Origin of the sequence: Actinomycetospora sp. CA-101289 (assembly GCF_050955895.1) — a bacterium.
Lineage (GTDB): Bacteria > Actinomycetota > Actinomycetes > Mycobacteriales > Pseudonocardiaceae > Actinomycetospora.
This window is the reverse complement of the sequence record NZ_CP192093.1, coordinates 732,984-751,738: the sequence shown is the minus strand read 5'-3', so window position 1 is coordinate 751,738 and position 18,755 is coordinate 732,984. Positions and strand designations below refer to the sequence as shown.

Annotated in this window: 15 protein-coding genes; 6 read left to right on the top strand and 9 right to left on the bottom strand. The window is 77.0% G+C overall.

What is annotated here, in order from left to right:
* Positions 1-44 precede the first annotated feature (44 nt).
* Both ACQPX6_RS03680 and ACQPX6_RS03675 read right to left on the bottom strand, forming a co-directional pair.
* Positions 45-1,997, bottom strand: coding sequence for an ArnT family glycosyltransferase (locus ACQPX6_RS03680; protein WP_433785508.1), 1,953 nt, complete (start codon positions 1,995-1,997; stop codon positions 45-47).
* A 73-nt stretch (positions 1,998-2,070) separates the two neighbouring features.
* Entirely contained in the window at positions 2,071-3,309 is a 1,239-nt protein-coding gene (locus ACQPX6_RS03675) for a glycosyltransferase (RefSeq protein ID WP_433785507.1), read from the bottom strand.
* Between the two features lie 147 nt (positions 3,310-3,456).
* On the opposite strand from ACQPX6_RS03675, the gene ACQPX6_RS03670 reads away from it, so the two are divergent.
* From ACQPX6_RS03670 to ACQPX6_RS03660, 3 genes are all read left to right on the top strand, one after another.
* Positions 3,457-4,296 carry an alpha/beta fold hydrolase gene (locus ACQPX6_RS03670; protein ID WP_433785505.1) on the top strand — a complete coding sequence of 280 codons (840 nt, stop codon included), beginning with the start codon at positions 3,457-3,459 and terminating at the stop codon, positions 4,294-4,296.
* A gap of 8 nt (positions 4,297-4,304) precedes the next feature.
* Positions 4,305-4,832 carry a dihydrofolate reductase family protein gene (locus ACQPX6_RS03665; RefSeq protein WP_433785503.1) on the top strand — a complete coding sequence of 176 codons (528 nt, stop codon included), beginning with the start codon at positions 4,305-4,307 and terminating at the stop codon, positions 4,830-4,832.
* A gap of 75 nt (positions 4,833-4,907) precedes the next feature.
* Positions 4,908-6,305, top strand: coding sequence for a S1C family serine protease (locus tag ACQPX6_RS03660; RefSeq protein WP_433785501.1), 1,398 nt, complete (start codon positions 4,908-4,910; stop codon positions 6,303-6,305).
* Between the two features lie 101 nt (positions 6,306-6,406).
* On the opposite strand, the gene ACQPX6_RS03655 is transcribed toward ACQPX6_RS03660, so the two are convergent.
* Positions 6,407-7,618 (bottom strand): LCP family protein, encoded by a 1,212-nt coding sequence (locus tag ACQPX6_RS03655; RefSeq protein WP_433785500.1) that lies wholly within the window; start codon positions 7,616-7,618, stop codon positions 6,407-6,409.
* 420 nt (positions 7,619-8,038) lie between these two features.
* Positions 8,039-9,304: an MFS transporter gene (locus ACQPX6_RS03650; protein WP_433785499.1), complete on the bottom strand. Its 1,266-nt coding sequence runs from the start codon at positions 9,302-9,304 to the stop codon at positions 8,039-8,041.
* 102 nt (positions 9,305-9,406) lie between these two features.
* On the opposite strand from ACQPX6_RS03650, the gene ACQPX6_RS03645 reads away from it, so the two are divergent.
* Entirely contained in the window at positions 9,407-9,661 is a 255-nt protein-coding gene (locus ACQPX6_RS03645; protein ID WP_433785498.1) for a hypothetical protein, read from the top strand.
* 15 nt (positions 9,662-9,676) lie between these two features.
* Here ACQPX6_RS03645 and ACQPX6_RS03640 read toward each other — a convergent pair whose 3' ends face one another.
* Positions 9,677-10,063, bottom strand: a complete 387-nt coding sequence (locus ACQPX6_RS03640; RefSeq protein ID WP_433785497.1) for a hypothetical protein — start codon at positions 10,061-10,063, stop codon at positions 9,677-9,679.
* A gap of 138 nt (positions 10,064-10,201) precedes the next feature.
* Between ACQPX6_RS03640 and ACQPX6_RS03635 the strand changes: the two genes are divergently transcribed.
* Positions 10,202-10,693, top strand: coding sequence for a hotdog fold domain-containing protein (locus ACQPX6_RS03635; RefSeq protein ID WP_433785496.1), 492 nt, complete (start codon positions 10,202-10,204; stop codon positions 10,691-10,693).
* 98 nt (positions 10,694-10,791) lie between these two features.
* Positions 10,792-12,246: a type VII secretion protein EccB gene (eccB, locus tag ACQPX6_RS03630; protein WP_433785495.1), complete on the top strand. Its 1,455-nt coding sequence runs from the start codon at positions 10,792-10,794 to the stop codon at positions 12,244-12,246.
* A 13-nt stretch (positions 12,247-12,259) separates the two neighbouring features.
* On the opposite strand, the gene ACQPX6_RS03625 is transcribed toward eccB, so the two are convergent.
* The 4 genes from ACQPX6_RS03625 to ACQPX6_RS03610 all read right to left on the bottom strand — a co-directional run bounded on the left by ACQPX6_RS03625 (position 12,260) and on the right by ACQPX6_RS03610 (position 18,274).
* Positions 12,260-13,675: a serine/threonine-protein kinase gene (locus ACQPX6_RS03625; protein ID WP_433785493.1), complete on the bottom strand. Its 1,416-nt coding sequence runs from the start codon at positions 13,673-13,675 to the stop codon at positions 12,260-12,262.
* Between the two features lie 209 nt (positions 13,676-13,884).
* Positions 13,885-16,380: a HelD family protein gene (locus tag ACQPX6_RS03620; protein ID WP_433785491.1), complete on the bottom strand. Its 2,496-nt coding sequence runs from the start codon at positions 16,378-16,380 to the stop codon at positions 13,885-13,887.
* 101 nt (positions 16,381-16,481) lie between these two features.
* Positions 16,482-17,543, bottom strand: coding sequence for an MBL fold metallo-hydrolase (locus ACQPX6_RS03615; RefSeq protein WP_433785489.1), 1,062 nt, complete (start codon positions 17,541-17,543; stop codon positions 16,482-16,484).
* Positions 17,540-18,274, bottom strand: coding sequence for a pyridoxamine 5'-phosphate oxidase family protein (locus ACQPX6_RS03610; RefSeq protein WP_433785487.1), 735 nt, complete (start codon positions 18,272-18,274; stop codon positions 17,540-17,542). The genes ACQPX6_RS03615 and ACQPX6_RS03610 overlap by 4 nt, the downstream gene beginning before the upstream one ends.
* Positions 18,275-18,755 lie beyond the last annotated feature (481 nt).

The window sequence follows — 18,755 nt, the reverse complement described above, 5'->3', positions numbered from 1 at the left end:
GCGGCCCTCGCGGGGACCGGCCGGAGCCGGTGGTCCAGCGGGACCTACGGGCGCGGGGCGCCCAGGTCGTACACGGTGCTCCCCGCGACGTCGATCGGCGTGAAGTGCGCCTGCACCCACGCACGGATTTCACCGCTGGTGCCGCGGGCGCCCATCCGGCCGCCGCTTCCGCCCCCCTCGACGTAGTAACGGACCTCCCCGGCCGCCACGGCCGCCTGGAACCCGGCGAGCGTCGGCGCCGGGTCGCTGCCCGAGAACCCGCCCAGCGCCATCACCGGCACCCCGGTGGCGAGCTGGAGGTTCGCGGCGCCCTGGGCCCCGCCCGTCGCCGCGGCCCAGCGGGTCCCGGCGCTCTGGACGAGGGCCACGAGCGCCGGTGACGGGATCTCGCCCTCCGGGCCGCCGCGCCCGTCCCTAAGCGTCCCCGGACCCGCGCTGACGATCGATCCCGTGTGCGGGGTGGTCGCGGTGACCGCGGCGAAGGCCGCCTGGCCCCCGAGGACGGCGACGAGCGCCGCGACCGCGCCGGCCGTCGCCACCCGGCCCCAGCGGGCGGGCGGGACGAGCACCGCGACGGCCCCGAGCACCCCGGCAACGAGCAGCACCCAGCGCGCCCCGAGCAGCCAGCCGTGCTGGGTGAGCACGACGGCGCTCCACGCGGCGGTCCCGGCGACCACCACGGCGAGCACGACGCGGGGCCACGTCGCCGCGCGCCGGCGCCAGAGCACCGAGGCCCCGACCGCGGTCGTGAGCGCGATCCCGGGTGCCAGGGCCACGGCGTAGTAGGGGTGGATGATCCCGCTCATCGCGCTGAAGACCACGGCGTGCACGAGCGTCCAGGCGCCGCCGAGGAGCAGCAGACCGCGGGTGCGGTCGGTGCGCGGGGTGCCGCGCAACGCCCACAGCGCCGCGACGAGCAGCACCAGCGCCGCCGGCAGCAGCCAGGATGCCTGGCCGGAGAACTCGGTGGTGAACAGCCGGCCGACACCGGGGTTCCCGCCGAAGCCGCCGCCTCCGGGGCCGCTGGGTCCTCCCATGCCTCCGGGAGGTGCTCCCGCGGGCGGGCCGCCGGGCCCGCCCCGACCGCCGCCGCCCGGACCCTCGCCACCGAGGAGGCGGCCCAGGCCGTTGTAGCCGAGCGCGAGCTGGAGCAGCGAGTTCGTCGTCGACCCGCCGATGTACGGCCGCGACGACGCCGGCCAGAGCTCGACGAGCGCGACGTACCAGCCGGCGGACACGACCATCGCCGCACCGCCGGCGAGCAGGTCGCCGACGCGACGGCGGGGGCGCGAGGGCGCCACGACGAGCACGGTCAGGGCGAGCGCCGGGACGACGAGCAGCACCTGCAGCTGCTTGGTCAGGAAGCCCAGGCCGACGAGCGCGCCGGTGCCGACGAGCCACCAGGTGCCCGCGCGGCGGCCGGCGGCGTCGATCGCCCGCGTGGTGGTGTACGCGGCGGCGACCATGGTCAGCACGAGGAGCGCGTCGGGGTTGTCGAACCGGAACATCAACACGGCGACCGGCGTCGCGGCGAGCAGGGCGCCGGCCGCGAGCGCCGTGCGCGGCCCCGACCAGCGGCGGACCGTCAGGTACAGCAGCCCGACCGCGGCGACGCCCATGAGCGCCTGCGGGGCGAGCAGCGACCAGCTCGAGAACCCGAAGAGCCGCCCGGACAGCACCATGACCCACAGCGACGCCGGCGGCTTGTCCACCGTGATGAGGCCCGGGGCGTCCAGGGCCCCGAACAGCCACGCCGTCCACGACTGCGTGCCCGCCTGCACGGCGGCGGCGTAGAAGGTGTTGGCGTAGCCGGACGCGCCGAGGTCCCAGAGGTAGGTCAGCGCGGTGGCGGCGAGCAGCCCGAGCAGGGCGGGGCGCACCCAGCGCGGGTCCTCGGCCCGCCCGCGCCAGGCGCGCCGCGGCCAGGCGCCGCGCGGGGGTGGGTCGGTCGGCGGGGCGGGCGGGGCGGCGACGTCGGGGGCGGTCGCGGTGGTCATCGGTGCTCCGGGTTCATGATCGGAGTGGAGTTACGGACACTGAACGTCAGCGGAGCCACTCCGCTGACATCCCTCATGACTGCTGCCGGCGCGGGTGGAAGACCCAGGCGCGGTAGGCGACGAAGCGCAGGAGCGTCGCGACGAGGTTCGCCGCGACCAGGACGGCGAGCTCGACCGCGTGGCTCGCGGCCGGGGCGAGCGCGCCGAGCAGGGCCAGCGAGCCCGACGTCAGCGCCAGCCCGAGGCCGAACACCACGAGGCCCTCGGCCTGGCTGCGGCCGGCGTGGCGGCGCCCGCGGATGCCGAAGGTCAGGCGCCGGTTGGCCGCGGTGTTGGCGACGGCGGTGACCGCGAGCGCGAGCAGGTTCGACGGCTGCGGCCCGAGCACCCCGCGGAACAGCGTGTAGAGCAGCAGGAACGCCAGCGTCGAGACGATCCCGATGCCGGCGAAGCGCACCAGCTGCGCCGTGAGTCCGGGCGTCACGCCGGCGACCTCGTCGGCGCGCCCGATCTCCCGGCGCAGGCGGGCGACCGGCAGCGCGCCGGTGGCCAGGGCCCGGCCGACGCGCACGACGCCCTGGAGGTCGGCCATCGCGGTGGCCACCACGGCGACCCGCGAGTCGGGGTCGTCGGTCCAGTCGACGGGCACCTCGTGGATCCGCAGGCCCGAGCGCTCGGCGAGCACCAGCAGCTCGGTGTCGAAGAACCAGCCCGTGTCCTCCACCAGCGGCAGCAGCCGGCGCGCCACGTCGGCGCGGATCGCCTTGAAGCCGCACTGCGCGTCGGAGAAGCGGGTGCGCAGGGTGCCGCGCAGCAGCACGTTGTAGCAGCGCGAGATGACCTCCCGCTTCGCCCCGCGCACCACCCGCGCCGACGCTGCCAGCCGCGATCCGATCGCGAGGTCGGAGTGCCCGGAGATCAGCGGGGCCACGAGCGGCAGCAGCGCGTTGAGGTCGGTGGACAGGTCGACGTCGGTGTAGGCGAGCACCGGCGCGTCCGACGCCGACCACACCGCGCGCAGGGCCCGCCCGCGGCCCTTCTCGGCGAGGTGGACGACGGTGACCTCGGCGAACTCGGCGGCCAGCGCCGCGGCCACCGCCGGCGTCGCGTCCGCGCTGCCGTTGTCGGCGACGGTGATGCGGAACGGGTAGGGGAACCCGTGCGTCAGGTGCCGGTGCAGCCGCCGGACGCACGGACCGAGGTCGCGCTCCTCGTCGAGGACGGGGACGACGACGTCGAGCACGACGCCGCCGGTCGCCGCGATCGGCGCGCGGAGGGCGGACGGGGCGCGGAGCGGGGTCGCGGTGGCCATGACCCCGAGCGTCGGGCGCGACCGTGGACGGGTCGTGTGCCCGACCTGTGCGCGAGCTGTGATCGCCACCCGGACCGGTTGCACTTGACAACCACTTCGGTCGTCCGCTCCACTACCGGTGGCAGAACGCAACCGGAGGGGGTCGCCGTGCTGGTCGAGGTCGGCGAGGGCGTGGAGATCGACGCGGAGGTGCTCGGCGAGGCCGAGGCCCCCACGGTGCTCCTCATCGCCGGGAGCGGGTGGTCGCGCGACTGGTGGGACGACGACCTGTGCGCCCTCCTCGTCGCCCGCGGGCAGCGGGTCATCCGCTACGACCACCGCGACACCGGCGCCTCGACGTCCTGGCCGGCCGGCGCCCCCGGGTACACCGGGCGCGATCTCGTCACCGACGCGGTCGCCGTGCTCGACGCGTTCGACGTCGACAGCGCGCACGTCGTCGGGCTCTCGCTGGGCGGCGGCATCGCGCAGGAACTCGGCCTCGAGCACCGCGAGCGGGTGCGCGCGCTCACCCTCGTCGCGACCACGGCGATCGGTCCGACGGCCGGCCAGCTGCCGAGCGCCACGCCGGAGATGCAGGCCGTGTTCGCCGACCGGGGGCCTGCCCCGGACTGGTCGGACCCCGCGGCGGCGGTCACGGCGCTCGTCGAGGGCGAGCGCCCCTTCGCCGGGCCGGACGCCTTCGACGACGCACGCATGCAGTCGATCGCCGAGCGGGTCGTCGCCCGGACCCGCGACCTCGCCGCGAGCACGACCAACCACTTCGTCATGGACCTCGGCCCGACCGGTCCCGCATCCATGGCGGACCTCGCCGGCCTGCCCGTGCTCGTCGTCCACGGCACCGACGACCCGCTGTTCCCCGTGGAGCACGGCCGCGCGCTCGCCGCCGCGATCCCCGGCGCCCGGCTGCTCGAGCTCGAGGGCATGGGCCACCAACTGCCGCCGGAGCCCACCTGGGACCGGTTCGTCGACGCCCTGCTGGGGCCCTGAGGAGCCCGATGGCCACCGTCATCTATTCCGCGACCGCGTCGCTCGACGGCTTCATCGCCGGCCCGGGCGGCGACATGTCCTGGCTCAGCGAGCACCTCGGCGGGGAGAACGAGGCCGCCGACCGGCTGCTCGGCCGCCTCGGGGCCCTGCTCGTCGGGCGCGTCACCTACGGCGGCGACGACCCGAACAAGGGCACCGACGCGGAGGGCGCGTTCGGCGGGCAGTACGACGGCCCGGTCGTCGTCCTCACCCACCGGCCCCCCGACGACCGGCCCGCCGGCGTCGAGTTCGCGACCGACCTCGTGACCGCGGTCGAGCGGGCGAAGGCGCTGGCCGGCGACCGCGACGTCAACGTCCTCGGCGCGGACGTGGCCGCGCAGTGCCTCGCGGCGGGGCTCCTCGACGAGGTGCTCGTGTTCTTCGCCCCGGTGCTCCTCGGCGACGGCACGCCGCTGTTCCGGCGACCCGACGGCGACCGCGTGCGCCTCGAGAGGGTCCCCGGCGAGACGGAGCACTGGTACCGCGTCGTGCGGTGAACCGAGGGCGTCCTCTCAGTATCTCCGCAGGTGGAGCGCAGGGTCGGCACAGCTCCCGGGCCGAGTGTGGTGAGGGTGAGCGACACGAGCCCCACCTCCCCCTCCCCCGCCGCGGACCCCGCAGGACGTTCCGCGGGCACGGGCACCCTGCCCCCGGGCCCGGCCGGGGAGCGACCCGGCGGCTACCCCACCGCGCCCCCCGGCTCCGGCCTCCCCGCCGGCGGGCCCTACGGCCACCCCGGCGACCCGTGGTCCCGCCGCGGCCACCTCGGCGACACCCCCACCGGTCCGCCCGGTCCCCCGCCCACGACGCCCGGCCCCTTCGGTCCGCCTCCCGGCCCGCCGCGGCGCCGGAGTCCCGTCGCCCTCGTCGCCGGCGCGCTGGCCGCGCTGCTCGTGACGGGCGGCATCGGGGGCGCGGTCGGCTACGAGGCCGCGTCCGCGGGCGCCGGCACCTCGGTGCTCTCGTCGGCGCCGTCCGGGTCAGGCGCCCCGGCGGCCGCGGCGCCCGCGGGCTCCGTCGAGCAGGTCGCCCAGACCGTCCTGCCCAGCGTCGTCCAGCTCGAGGGCGCGTCGGGTGAGGGCTCGGGCGTGGTCATCTCCGCCGACGGCCTCATCCTCACCAACGCCCACGTCCTCGAGGCCGGGCAGGCCGCGCAGCAGCAGCAGCCGCCGCTCGAGGGCTCGGGCACCGTGCCGGAGGGTGGCGCCGCCGCGCAGGGCCTCACCGCGGTGTTCCAGGACGGCACCCGCGCCCCCGTGCAGGTCGTCGGCACCGACCCCGGCGCCGACCTCGCCGTCGTGCGGGCCCAGGGCGTCTCCGGGCTGACCCCGGCGACACTCGGCAGCTCGGCGTCGCTGCAGGTCGGCCAGGAGGTCGTGGCCGTCGGCTCCCCGCTGGGCCTGTCGGGCACGGTGACCACCGGCATCGTCAGCGCGCTCCAGCGGCCCGTCGCCAGCGGCGGTGCGCAGACCGGGCAGGCGACGGTGCTCGACGCGATCCAGACCGACGCCGCGATCAACCCCGGCAACTCCGGGGGCGCGCTGGTCGACATGCAGGGCCGCGTCGTCGGCATCACCTCGGCGATCGCGTCGCTGGGCCAGTCCTCGGGCGGCCAGTCGGGCTCGATCGGCCTGGGCTTCGCGATCCCGATCGACCAGGCCGCGCGCATCGGCAACGAGATCGTCACCCAGGGCTTCGCCACCCGGGCGGTGCTCGGGGTCGGCGTCGCCGAGGGGGCCGACGGGGCGGTGCTCGGGCAGATCACGCCCGGTGGCCCCGCGGCCGCGGCGGGCCTCGCGCAGGGCGACGTCGTCAGCCGCGTCGACGGCCGGGTCATCCCGGACGCTGACAGCCTCGTCGCGGCGATCCGTGCGCAGCAGCCGGGCTCCGCGGTGACGCTGACCGTCACCTCGCCCGGCGGTCAGCCGCGCGACGTCCCGGTGACCCTGGGCTCCGAGCGCGCCGGCTGAGCGCGCCCCCGCACGAACGAACGGCGCTCTCGCTGCTTCGGAAGCAGCGAGAGCGCCGTTCGTTCGTTCCGGGGGGTCGGCGTCCGGGCGAACCCCGGCCGTCAGTTGATGCAGCCGGGCGCGGCGGCAGTGATCGGCGGGGTCGGGGAGAGCGGCGGGACGGTCGGGGTGGTCGTCGTGAGGGACTCCTCGCCGGACCCGTCGCTCTCGTCGCCGTCCTCGTCGGAGCCCGACGCTTCGTCCTCCGAGGACACGGCATCGAGGCGGTCCCGCCCGCTGCCCACCGAGGGGTCGGGCACGGCCGCCGGGGGCGGCGGCGCGAGGAAAGCGAGGGCGACGGGGTCGCCGGCGTCGGCGGCGATCGCCGTGCCGACGAACACCCTGACGGTGTCGGCGTCGACCGCGACGGCCGTCCCGTCGTACGGGGTGCTCAGCTCGGTGGAGCCGGTGGGGATCGTGCGGAACGTGACCGCGCCGGCGGACAGGCCCTGCATCTGGCGGGCGAAGGCGAGCACGTCCCACCCGGTGTCGAGGGTGACCGACCGCGACACGGCCGACGTGATCCGCGCGAGCGCGAACGGATCGGCGACCGTGTCCGCCGAGAGCAGCCGCTCGGTGGCGCCGGCGAGGAACACCTGCTGGCGGGCGATGCGGTCGAGGTCGCCGCCCGGGAGCCCGTGGCGCTGGCGGACGAACGCGAGCGCCTGGGGGCCGCTGACCTGCTGCGGCCCGGCGGGCAGCGCGAGGCCGGTGTAGGAGTCCTGGGCCGGGGCGCGCAGGCAGACCGGCACGCCCCCGATCGCGGTGCTGATGTCGGCGAACCCGGCGAGGTTCACCGCCGCGAAGTGCGAGATCGGCAGCCCGGTGAGCTGCTGCACGGCGCCGATCGTGGCGCGGGCGCCCGCGGCGGACGCGGTGCGCACCACCGCCGGGTCGTCCGGCGACGGCGGCGCCGCGGCCTCGGCGGCGAACAGGCTCGTGCTGCCCGTGGGCCCCGACCCGGTCATGGCCTCGGTGGCCTGGGCCGCCGCTCGCGACCACGCTGAATTGATCTTGTGGCGACCGAGGCCCTGTCCCAGATCGACGTAGGCGTCGCGCGGGACCGAGATCGCGGTGGCCCGGCCGCCGCCCGCCGGGACGTGCACGACGGTCAACGAGTCGGCGGTGCCGCCGCCGGACGCGGAGTCGCCGGCGTTGAGCGCGGCGAGCACGTCCTCGGGCAGGCGGTTGCCCTGAGCGTCGGTGCGGGAGTCGAGGCCGACCAGCAGGATGTTCTGCTCGCCGGTGGCCGGTGGCGCGGGGGTGTCGATCACCTCGGCGACCGGGGTGGATCGATCCAGAGCGCGCAGTTGGACCCAGCCGAGCGCAGAAGCCACGACCACGCCCATCGACAGCACGCCCACGGCGAGGCGCACGACCAAGCGCACACGCCGAGAACGCGGGATGGGACGGATCACCCTGTCAACATTCCCGCTTCCCGGAGGTCCGTCACCTCGCAGTGCAGGGCATCTCAGTAACTATTACCCGTCCGGGGCGCCCCAGGGCTCACAGCCGACACACAAGGAGTGCGGGCGGGGCCGGTCGGCGCGTGATCGCTCCGGGTGCTCCGTCGACCCCGTGTGGCGGGCCCGAAGGAGCAGCGGGAGCGATCATGGACCGCGCCGACCCGCGAGGAGCACCTCCGGCAGGGCCAGCGCCCGTCGATCATGCGCGCCGTGCCCCTCGCCGGGAGGTCAGCGCGCCCCGGCCGGCACCACGTCGAGGGGGTGCGCGAGCTCGTCGGGGCCCAGGCGGCCGAGCACCAGCGCGACGGCCCCGACGCCCAGCGGCACGAGGCCGGCGACGAGGAACACCGGCGTCAGCCCCGCCACCGCGCCGACCGGCCCCGCGAGGGCCATGGACACCGGCATGAACCCCAGCGAGACGAAGAAGTCGAGGCTCGTCACGCGCCCGAGCAGGGCCGGCGGGACCCGGCGCTGCAGCAACGTCCCCCAGATCACCTGCGGGGCGCTGAACAGCCCGCCCATGGCGAAGGCCGCGACGACCATGGGCCACACCGACCGGGCGAGGCCGAAGACGACCATCGGGACGCAGGCGGCCGTCCACATCGTGATCATGACCGTCAGGTACCGGCGCGGGAGGCGCAGCGAGGCGACGAGGACCGACGCGATCGCCCCGCCCGCCCCGTGTGCGAGCAGCACGAGCGAGTGCCCGCCGGGCCCGCCGCCGGCCCGCTCGATGATCGCGAACGGGACGAGCACCTCGAGCGGCCCGAGCACCAGCAGGACCATCAGCGACGCGAACACCAGCGTCACGAGCAGCCACCGCGTGCCGACCATGTAGCGGACGCCCTCGCGCAGGTCGCGGAGCACGGCGGTGACGCGGCCGCCGCCGTCGGCGCCGAGGTCGCGGCGCAGGGCCCGCGCGGGCAGGGACAGGGCCGCGCCGAGCCCGGCGAGGCACGTGAGCGCGGCGACCCCGAGCGCCGCGGCCGGCGACGCGGCCGCCACCAGCGCACCCGCGAGCGCGGGGCCCGCGCCCTGGAGCAGCACGGGGCGCACGACGCCCTCGAGCCCGTTCACCGCGAGCAGCTCGTCGGCGTCGACCATCGCCGGCACGAGCGCCGAGTACGCGGGGAAGAACAGCCCCATGGACAGGCCGATCACCGCGGCGACGGCCACGAGCAGCGGGACGGTCAGCGCGCCGAGTGCCGCGAGCCCCGCGACCAGCCCGATCGCGCCGGCGAGCAGCGCCATGACGCCGACGAGGATCCGCTTCTGCGGCACGCGGTCGGCGAGCACGCCCCCGAGCAGCGCCGTCACGATCACGCCGAGCGCGAGCGCCGCCGCCACCAGCGAGAGCTCCACGGGCCCGCCCCCGAGCTCGACCACCTGCCACACCACGGCGAGCGTCCACACGCCCTCGGCCAGCACCGACAGGGCGAGCGCCGCGGCCAGTCGCCGGTAGGCGGACCGCCGCAACGGGCGCAGCGCGCGCATCTCCCCGCCCCCTCCCGCCGACCGGGAGCGACGCTAGGACCTGCACCGGGGTGCGGGTCCAGCGGATTGTGCGGCCGTGGCGAGTCGAGTAGACCCACACCCATGCGGGCGCAGAACTGGGTCGCCGACGTCGGGTCGGACAACGCCGCGTACCTCGCGACGCGCAGCCGGACGGCGGTGCTCGCGTCGGAGTACCGACCGCGGGACCTCGGTGACGGTCGCGTGGGCTACGACGAGCGCTCGCTCGGCGCGGCCCGCGAGCTCTCCGAGGAGGAGGAGGGCGCGATCACCGACGACGGCGAGGGCCTGCGCGTCTGGATCGGCGACGACGCCTTCGACCTCGTCGAGCAGGGCTGAAGCCGACGACCGGCGTCAGGCGACCGGCGTGGAGGGCACCGGGCGGCGGGCGGGCGCGCGGTCCGGGGTGCGCACGACCTGGCGCCCGGCCACGGGCACGGGGCCGCGGCGGGGGGCGATGGGCGGCATCGGCGGGCGAGGCGCCTGCCCGACGGCCTCGACGGGGCGGCCCGCGAGCACGGCGGTGATCACCGCGGCGATCTCGGCCAGCGACGAGTAGTGGCGCTCGGGCAGCAGCGCCAGCAGGCTGCGCGTGGCGGTGTCGACGCCGTAGAGGTCGCCGGTGGTGAGCACCTGCCAGCGCCGGGCGGGGAAGACCAGGTCGTCGAGCACCGCGACGAGCACGTCGCGCAGTCCCTCGGGCCCGAGCGGGGCGGGACGGGCGGGTCCAGGGGTGGTCATCGGGTCCTCCCGGCGGGGAGCGCCTGGTTGCGCACGACCGTGGTACCCCCGAACGACCGTTCGTCAACCACCGCGTCACCCCCTGCGTGGGGTGGTCGTCCGGGGCGGGGACTTGCTACCGCCCGGTAACCTGGCGCCGTGAGCACTCCGAGCGTCCTGGGCACCTGGCGCCGCTTCTCCGGCTCGTGGCCGGGGCGCCTGCTCGTCAGCGCGGCCGTGTGGCTGCGCGCGCCGTACTTCCTCACCGCGGCGCCCGTGATCCGCCGCCTCGAGCCGGGGCGGGCGGAGGTGTCGCTGCGCAACTGGTGGCTCGTGCACAACCACCTCGGCACGGTCCACGCCATCGCGTCCTGCAACCTCGCCGAGTACGCGATGGGCGTGCTCGCCGAGGCCACGGTGCCCTCGACGCACCGCTGGATCCCGCGCGGGATGACCGTGCAGTACCTGGCGAAGGCCGAGACCGACCTCCTGGCGGTGGCGACGTTCCCCGAGGCCCCGGCGTTCGGCGACGAGCGCGAGGACGTCGACGCCGAGATCACGCTCACCGACGCCGACGGCCGCGAGGTCGTCCACGCGACGATCAGCCTACGGATCTCCCCGCGCCCGGCGCGCACGCCCGTCGCCGCCTGACCCGGCCCCACAACAACGCAGCGAACTCGCCGTTCGTTGCGTGAGAAGCAGCGAACGGCGCGTTCGCTGCTTCCGGACGTGCCACGATCCGCGACGAGATGCCCCCGCCCACGACGACCTCCGACCAGGTCCACGCGTACCGCTTCGGGCTGCGCCGGCTGCAGTCCGCGCTGGTCCGGCGCCAGGCCGTGCCCGGCGCGGACCCATTGCGCTCGCACACCCGCGCCACGCTCGCCGGGGTGGTGATCGCGGCGCTGGCGCTCGGGGTGGCCGCGGTGTGGGGCCTGCTCGACCGTCCCGCCGACTGGCGCACCGCCGGCGTCGTGGTCACCGAGGGCTCGGGCGCGCTCTACGTCGTCGTGCACGAGCCCGACCGGCTGGTGCCCGTGCCCAACCTCGCCTCCGCGCGCCTCGTGCTCGCCGCCCTCGCCGCCGCGGGCGGGCCGGCGGGTGACCCCTCCCCGGTCGAGGTCACCGAGGCCGACATCGCCGCCGCGCCCCGCGAGCGCGGGGTCGGCATCGTCGACGCGCCGGCGCTCCCGCCGGCCGGGGCGCCGGTGCCGCCCGTCTGGTCGGTGTGCGACACCGGCAGCCCGCAGCCCGGCGCCGCGCGGCCGTGGGAGCAGCCGCGCGTGTGGACCACCGTCCTCGCCGGCCCGACCGCCCCCGCGCGTCCCCTCGAGCCGGGGCGCGGGCTGCTGCTGCGCGACCGGTTCGACGGCACCTGGCTCGTGCACGACGGGGTGCGCTCGCGCCTCGACCTGCGCGACCCCGCCGTCGTCGTCGCCTTCGGCCTCGCCGGGCAGCTGCCGCGCCCGGTGAGCACGAGCCTGCTCAACACCCTCGCCGAGGGCCCGCCCATCACCGCGCCGGCCATCCTCGGGCGGAGCGAGGTCCCGCCGGGCGGGCTGCTGGTCGGCGAGCCGGTCGGCGGGGTCGTGCGCCTCGTCGGGCCCGGGACGCCCGACCGCTGGTACGTCGTGCAGCGCGAAGGGGTGCAGGAGGTGCCCGAGGTCGTCGCCCGCCTCGTGCGCCTGTCCGACCCCGATCCCGCGCGGGCCGGGGCCCCGGTGCCGATCGTGTCGCCGGGCCAGCTGCGGCCCCTGGGCACGGCGCGCGGGATCGCGGTGAGCGCTTACCCCGACCCGGTGCCCCGCGCGGTGCCGATGGCCGACGCGCCCACCACCTGCGCGAGCGCCGACGGCGGCGGGCCGGTGCTGCTCACGGTCGGCACCACCCCGCCCGCGACGACGACCCCGCCCGCGACGCTCGCCCAGGCCGACGGCTCCGGCGACCGGGTGGACGCCGTCGCCGTGCCCGGCGCCGGGGTCACGGTGCGCGCCGTGCCCGTCGGCCGCCCGGACGCGCCGGGCAGCGCCACGGTGATCTCGGGCTCGGGGACGGCGTCGGCGGTGCCCGACCCGGAGACCGCGACGGCGCTGGGGCTCGGCGAGGTGTTCCCGCCCGCCCCGGAGGCCGTGGTCGGCCTGCTGCCGGCGGGCCCGGTGCTCTCCGTGGCCGACGCGCTCACCCCGCTGCCCGCGGGCGGCTGACCCGCCCGGTGACCTACGGGACCGTCTGCCCCTGGCGCGGCGCCGGGACACCCGGGGAGGCCGTCTCGGTGTCGTCCTCGTCCGGCTCCTCGACCACCGGGGGCGGGACGACGACGGCCGGGGGTCGCGTGGTCGTCGTGGTGGTGGTGGTCGTCGTGGTGGTCGTGCGGCGCACGGTGGTGCTGCGGCGCGTGCGCGGGGCGGCCGCCGCCTCGGTCTCGTCGGTGGTGGTGGTGACCTGCGGCGCGATCGGCAGCGGCGGCGGGGGCGGCGCGAGCGTGGCCACCGGCGGGGGCGGCAGCGGCGTGTCCTGCGCGAGCACCGCGTACGCCACGGCCGAACCGGCGACGAGCAGCACCGCCGCGGCGGCGGCCACGGCGGCGGCGAGTCGGCGCCGCCGCACGGGCGGCTGGGCGAGCAGCGAGGCGCCGGTGGCCTCCAGCTCGGGGGCGCGGGCCTGGGTGGCGGGCCCGACGGCCATCGGCCCGGAGCCCGCGAGCGCACCGGTGGGCGCGCTCATGAGCACCGGCGACAGGACGGTCTCGGCCTCCATGCCGACCTCGCGGGACACGCCCCGCAGGGCGACCACGACCTCCTCGGCCGTCGGGCGGTCGGCGGCGTCGTCGGCGGTCATCGCCGTGAGCAGCGTCTCGAGACCCGGCGGCAGGCCGGGCGGGACGACGGGGCGGCGGTGCAGCCGGGCCACCGCGGCCTCGAGCGCGTTGCCGGGGTACTCGCGGCGCCCGGTGAGGCACTCGATGAGCACGAGGCCCAGCGCGTAGATGTCGACGGCGCCGTCGATGGGCTCGCCACGGACCTGCTCGGGGCTGAGGTACGACGCGGTACCGATGACCATGCCGGCGGCCGTCACGGGCGCGGCGTCGTGGACGGCGGCGATGCCGAAGTCCGAGAGGTGGGCGCGGCCCTCGGCGTCGAGCAGGACGTTGCCCGGCTTGACGTCGCGGTGCACGACGCCCCGGCGGTGCACGTAGGCCAGCGCGTCGGCCAGGGCGGCACCCAGCGCGACGACGTCGACGACGGGCAGCGGGCCCGCGCGCACGCGCTGGGCCAGCGTGTCGCCCTCGATGAGCTGCATGACGAAGTACGCGCGGCCGTCCTCGTCGCCGACGTCGTAGACGGTGACGAGGCCGGGGTGCGAGAGGCCGGCCAGCGTGAGCACCTCGCGGCGGTGGCGGGCCTCCTGGCCCTCCTCGATGTCGCCGATCTTCTCCGCCGGGTCGGCCGGGTCGCCGGGCGAGGCGCCCTCGGCGGTGGCCGAGCCGGCCGCGTTGAACATCTTGATGGCGACGTCGCGGCCCAGCAGCTCGTCGCGGGCCCGGAACACGTCGGCGGCACCGCCGCGCCCGATGAGGTCGCCGAGGGTGTAGCGGCCGCCGACCGTCGCCGGTGGGCCGGTGTCCGTACTCATGGCCGGCCCTCCTCCCGGTGCGCGGCTCGGTCCCCGATCATCCCGTACGACCGGGTCCCTCGTCTGCGTGACGTCCGGGGCGGCGCGTCGCCCGAACGGCGGGTTGCCCTTCGGCAACCCGCCGCCCGGACGTCACCACGGACCGGCGACCGCGCCCGGCCTGCCCCCGGTGGTTCGGCTCGCGGCGCGCGGGCGTTACCCGATCGGTCTCAGGACACATCGGAGGACACACCGGACACGGGGCGATCGGCGTCCTCGAGACGGCCCAGGACGGCCGGGAGCGCCCCGGGGTGAACCACCACGAGCGAGCGCGTGGCGCGTGTCAGCGCGACGTACAGGTCGTTGAGGCCGCGGGGCGATCCGTCGACCACGCCGTCCGGGTCGACGAGCACGACGGCGTCGAACTCCAGGCCCTTGGCCTCGGACACCTCGCACACGACGACCTCGGACTCGAGGTCCACGGCCGGGTCGCCGCCCGGTCCCGCCGCCACACCCAGGGCCGTGGCGATCGCGGGCACCCGGGTCCCCGGCGCGAGCACCGCGACGCGCCCGGCGCCCTCGGCGTCGAGGACGGCGTCGCGGGCCTCGCGCGCGCAGGACGCCGCCGCGGCGGCCAGCCCGGCCTCGTCGGCGGCGACGGCGCGGGGCTCGACCCCGGACTCGCGGACCGACGTCGGCGTGGCCGCCGTGGGGTCGATCGCGGCGAGGACGTCCGAGGCCACCGCCATGATCTCGGCGGGCGTGCGGTAGTTGACCGTCAGCACCTCGCGGCGCCAGCGCGCGGACACGTAGGGCGAGAGCACCTCGCCCCACGACGACGCCCCGGCCCGGGCGCCGGTCTGGGCGACGTCGCCGACCAGCGTCATCGAGCGGCTGGGGCAGCGGCGCATGAGCACCCGCCACGCCATCGGCGAGAGCTCCTGCGCCTCGTCGACGATGACGTGGCCGAACGTCCAGGTGCGGTCGTCGGCGGCGCGCTCGGCGGCGGAGGCGTGGGTGACCTCGCGGGTGCGGTCGGCCAGCACGCTGGCGTCGATGACGTCGGTGGGGCGCAGCAGCTCGGGGTCCCAGTCCTCCTCCATCGCGAGGATCTCCAGTACGCCCGCGGCGTAGGCCTCGTCGGCCTCGCGCTTGCGCTCCTCGGCCTCGCGGGCGGCGGTGTCGTCCTCGCCGAGCAGCTCGGCGACCTCGTCGAGCAGCACCGCGTCCGCGGGGCTCCACCAGTCGCCGTCGGCGAGCGACGCGGGCGGGGCGGCGCGGGCCAGCCGGCGGCGGTCGGCGTCGGGCCAGCCGCGCGTGGCGGCCCGCAGGCGGTGCGGGGTGGTCCACAGGTCGGCGAGCAGCTGCGGCGGCGTCAGCGTCGGCCACAGGTCGTCGAGCACCGCCCGCAGGTCGGGGTCGGCGCGCAGCCCGGCGCGGACGTCGGCGAGGTCGCCGCGGTCGAGCAGGCTCGAACGGCCGTCGAGGTCGCGGCCCACCCGGTCGACCTCGCGGCGGGCGAGCTGGTCGACCACCTCGCGCACGAAGGTGCGCTTGGCGTCGTTGTGCGGGCGGCGGGTGCGCCGCGCGCGGGTGCGGGCCTGGGCGACGAGGTCGCGGTCGAGCACCACCGGCTCGCCGTCGACCACCAGCTCGACGGGGCGCCGGGGCAGCTCCTGGCGGTCGCGCACGGCGGCCGAGAGCACGCGGGTCATGTCCGCCTGGCCCTTGAGCGCGGCCGCCTCCGCGGGCTCGGCCCGGCGCGCGGACAGCCCGGGGTAGAGCTCGCCGACGGTGGAGAGCAGCACGCTGGTCTCGCCGAGCGAGGGCAGGACCTGCTCGATGTAGCGCAGGAACGTCGGGTTGGGGCCGACGACGAGCACGCCGCGCTTCGCGAGCTGGCGGCGGTGGGTGTAGAGCAGGTACGCCGCGCGGTGCAGCGCGACCGCGGTCTTGCCGGTCCCGGGGCCGCCCTCGACCACCACGACGCCGTTGGCGCTGGAGCGGATCACCCGGTCCTGCTCGCCCTGGATGGTGGCGACGATGTCGCCCATCCGCCCGGTGCGTCCGGCCGAGAGCGCGGCGAGCAGCACGGCCTCGCCGGTCAGGCCGGTGCGCTGGGTGGCGGCGCCGAGGCGGGCGGCCTCGGAGAGGTCGAGCACCTCGTCGTCGACCGCGGTGACCCGCCGGCTGCGCGAGCGGATGTGCCGGCGGCGGCGCACGCCGTCGGGCGAGGCCGCGGTGGCCGTGTAGTACGGCCGGGCGGCCGGGGCGCGCCAGTCGACGAGCAGCGGCTCGTAGTCGTGGTCCTCGTCGAGCAGGCCGAGGCGCCCGACGTAGAGGACGTCCTGCTCGAGACCCTCGACCTCGTCGCCCGCGCGGCGGTCGTCGGCCGGCGGGGGCGGGGGCCGGTCGGGGTCGAGGTCCAGGCGCCCGAAGCAGAGCCCGTTCTCGACCGCGGACAGCGTGGCGAGCTGCTCGGAGTACATCTGGGCGGCCGCGTCGCGCTCGGAGACGGCCTGCGGGGTCCCGGTGGTCTCGTCGCGCAGGACCCGGGCGAGCAGGCCGGCGGTCTCGGCGCGGCGGTCGTCGAGCTTGCCGTAGAGCATCGTGACGTAGGGCTGCTCGACGGCGACCGGGTCGGCGGAGCCGCCGATCTCGGAGCTGTCGGCATCGGGGCGGTCGCCGCGGGCGGTGTCGGCGGCGGACGTGGACGAGGCGGTCACGCGGGCCTTCTCCAGCGGGACGGTCCGGCGCCGGTGTGCCGGGACGACCATCCACGGTAGCCGCGCTCGCGACGCGGCGCCGCCGGGCCGGGCGTGTCGGGTCAGGCGGCGGTGTGTCGCACGACCTCGTCGCTGCCGGCGCCGTCCGGCTCGGCGACCCGCGCCACGCGGCCCTGGGCGGCGAGGACCTCGAGGTGGGCGTCGGTCTCGAGCACCGCCAGCATCCGGTTGAACGTCTCCAGGTCCTCGAGACGGTGCTCGCGGCGCGTCCACCGGATCGCGCCGGCGACCTCCGCCGCCGTGGGCAGGCCCGACGCGACGGCCGCGGCGATCTCGTCGAGGCGCCGGTCGTGGTGGGCCACCAGCTCGTCGACGCGGGCGTGGACGCTCGGCGCGACCGGCCCGTGGGCGGGCAGGAGCAAGCGGTCCGGCTCGGCGCGCAGCGCCGCGAGCGAGGACAGGTAGCGGGTGAGCGCCCCGGGCTGCGCGGCGGGCTCGAAGCCGATCGAGGGCGTGATGTGGGGCAGCACGTGGTCGCCGGCGAACAGCATCGTCCGGTCGGCGGTGGTCTCGTCGACGAACACGACGTGCCCGCGCGTGTGGCCCGGCGTCTCGCGGACCCGCAGCGAGCGCCCGCCCGCGTCCAGGCGCTGGCCGTCGACCAGCCAGTCGTCGGGGAGGGCGAAGTCCTCCGCGGGCGGTGCCTCGGCCTGCGCGAGCCACGACCGGACCTCGTCGGCGAGCGCCTGCGCGCCCGCCCGGTCGAGCGCCGCGACCTGGGCGTCGAACCCGCGGTCCGGGCCCTGGATGCGCTCGAGGGAGTCGCGCTCCCCCGTCCCCAGCGACACCCGGGCGCCGTGCTCGCGGCGCAGCGCGACGGCCTGGCTGTAGTGGTCGCGGTGCACGTGCGTGACGAGGAAGCGCCGCACCTCGGGGGTCTCGACGCCCAGCTCGCCGAGCAGCCGGGCCAGCACGTCGCGGGACGCGTCGATCGCCCAGCCGCCGTCGACGAGGGTCAGCTCACCGTCGGTGCCCCGGGGAGCGAGCAGGTAGACGTTGACCGCCCGCAGCGCGTCGCTCGGCAGCGGCAGGGGCAGGCGGTGGACGCCGGGGGCGACCCTCTCGAGCTCGGGCCTGCTCCACGCGTGGCGATCGGTGGTCACTCCGCGGAGGATGCCCCTGCCCCGGCCCGCTGCTCCGTCCGGGGGTCGACCTCGGGGCCCTCGGTGTCCGCCGCGCCTTCGGCGACCGCCCGGCGGGCCGCCGCGACGCCGAAGTGGTCGCCGCCCTTGCGGCGCGCGTCGTCGGTGCCCCACGAGCGCCGGCGGTCGACCGGGACCAGCCGGGGGATGTGCTTGCGGCAGTGGACGTAGGCCTCCTCGACGGTGACCTCCACCCACACGTCGGGCCGGCGCCCCGGCACGGACTCCCGCGGCAGGTCGGGGTGCTCGGCGCGCAGCGCGTCGTCCTCGACCAGCCGGGCGCTCCCGTTCACGTGCAGGCCGATGAGCTCGTCGGTGAAGTCGATCATCATCAGCCCGACGTGCGGGTTCTCGCTGATGTTGCCCAGGCTCGCCATCACGCCGTTGCCGCGGTACTCGGGCCAGGCGACGTGGCGGTCGTCGAGCACCCGCAGGAAGCCGGGGGGCCCGGCCCGCAGCGTCGAGTCGCACTCGCCGTGGGCGTCGGAGGTGGCGACGAACGCCATCGACATGCGCGCCACGAACTCCTGCATGGACGGCACGAGGCGGTCGCAGACCTGGTCGTCGTAGAAGCGCGCCGCCCGGTCGGTGGTGCCCAGCGCGTCCTGGAGGACGTGCTCCCCGGTGGAGCCGGGGCGGTCGGGGTGGGGGTCCTGATGGGGATCGGGGTGGGGGGAGACCCGGTCGCTCATCGACGCCTCTCCGCGCCCCGGTGGACCGGGACGCCGTGCTGGGGTGCGGGCGCGGCCGGGGCTGGGCGCACCCACCACCCGCGCCGCGTCGGTCGGGGGACGGCACCGATGCAACGCGTCCGTCCCCGGATTGTCGACCCGCGACAGTACGCGACCCCCACCCGGCCCAGGGCACCCGCGCGCCGGATGCGGAGCGCGACGGCCCTCCTGCGCCGAACAGCCGCACCTGATGGTGACCTACGTCACTCCGTGATGGTTCCGAGACCTCACCGTCGCCGAGTCGTCACCCTCCGGCAGCCCCGTGAGCAGGGCAGATCCGGGGCCCGCGGCGTCGCTCGGCCGGGAGACGGGCGCCCCGGGCGGTCTTCCCCCGGGGCCTAGTGTCATCGACGTCCGGGCACTCGTGGCAGCTGGCCGGACCCGCGCTCGTCCCGCCCCGGGCCTGTCCGGCGGGCGCGGCCCCCGAGCATCCGCGGGACAG

Bases quoted from the DNA above. Each gene is read 5' to 3' on its own strand.
- ACQPX6_RS03680 (WP_433785508.1), bottom strand. From the start codon at position 1,997: ATGACCACCGCGACCGCCCCCGACGTCGCCGCCCCGCCCGCCCCGCCG.
- ACQPX6_RS03675 (WP_433785507.1), bottom strand. From the start codon at position 3,309: ATGGCCACCGCGACCCCGCTCCGCGCCCCGTCCGCCCTCCGCGCGCCG.
- ACQPX6_RS03665 (WP_433785503.1), top strand. From the start codon at position 4,305: ATGGCCACCGTCATCTATTCCGCGACCGCGTCGCTCGACGGCTTCATC.
- ACQPX6_RS03650 (WP_433785499.1), bottom strand. From the start codon at position 9,304: ATGCGCGCGCTGCGCCCGTTGCGGCGGTCCGCCTACCGGCGACTGGCC.
- ACQPX6_RS03645 (WP_433785498.1), top strand. From the start codon at position 9,407: ATGCGGGCGCAGAACTGGGTCGCCGACGTCGGGTCGGACAACGCCGCG.
- ACQPX6_RS03640 (WP_433785497.1), bottom strand. From the start codon at position 10,063: ATGACCACCCCTGGACCCGCCCGTCCCGCCCCGCTCGGGCCCGAGGGA.
- eccB (WP_433785495.1), top strand. From the start codon at position 10,792: ATGCCCCCGCCCACGACGACCTCCGACCAGGTCCACGCGTACCGCTTC.
- ACQPX6_RS03625 (WP_433785493.1), bottom strand. From the start codon at position 13,675: ATGAGTACGGACACCGGCCCACCGGCGACGGTCGGCGGCCGCTACACC.
- ACQPX6_RS03610 (WP_433785487.1), bottom strand. From the start codon at position 18,274: ATGAGCGACCGGGTCTCCCCCCACCCCGATCCCCATCAGGACCCCCAC.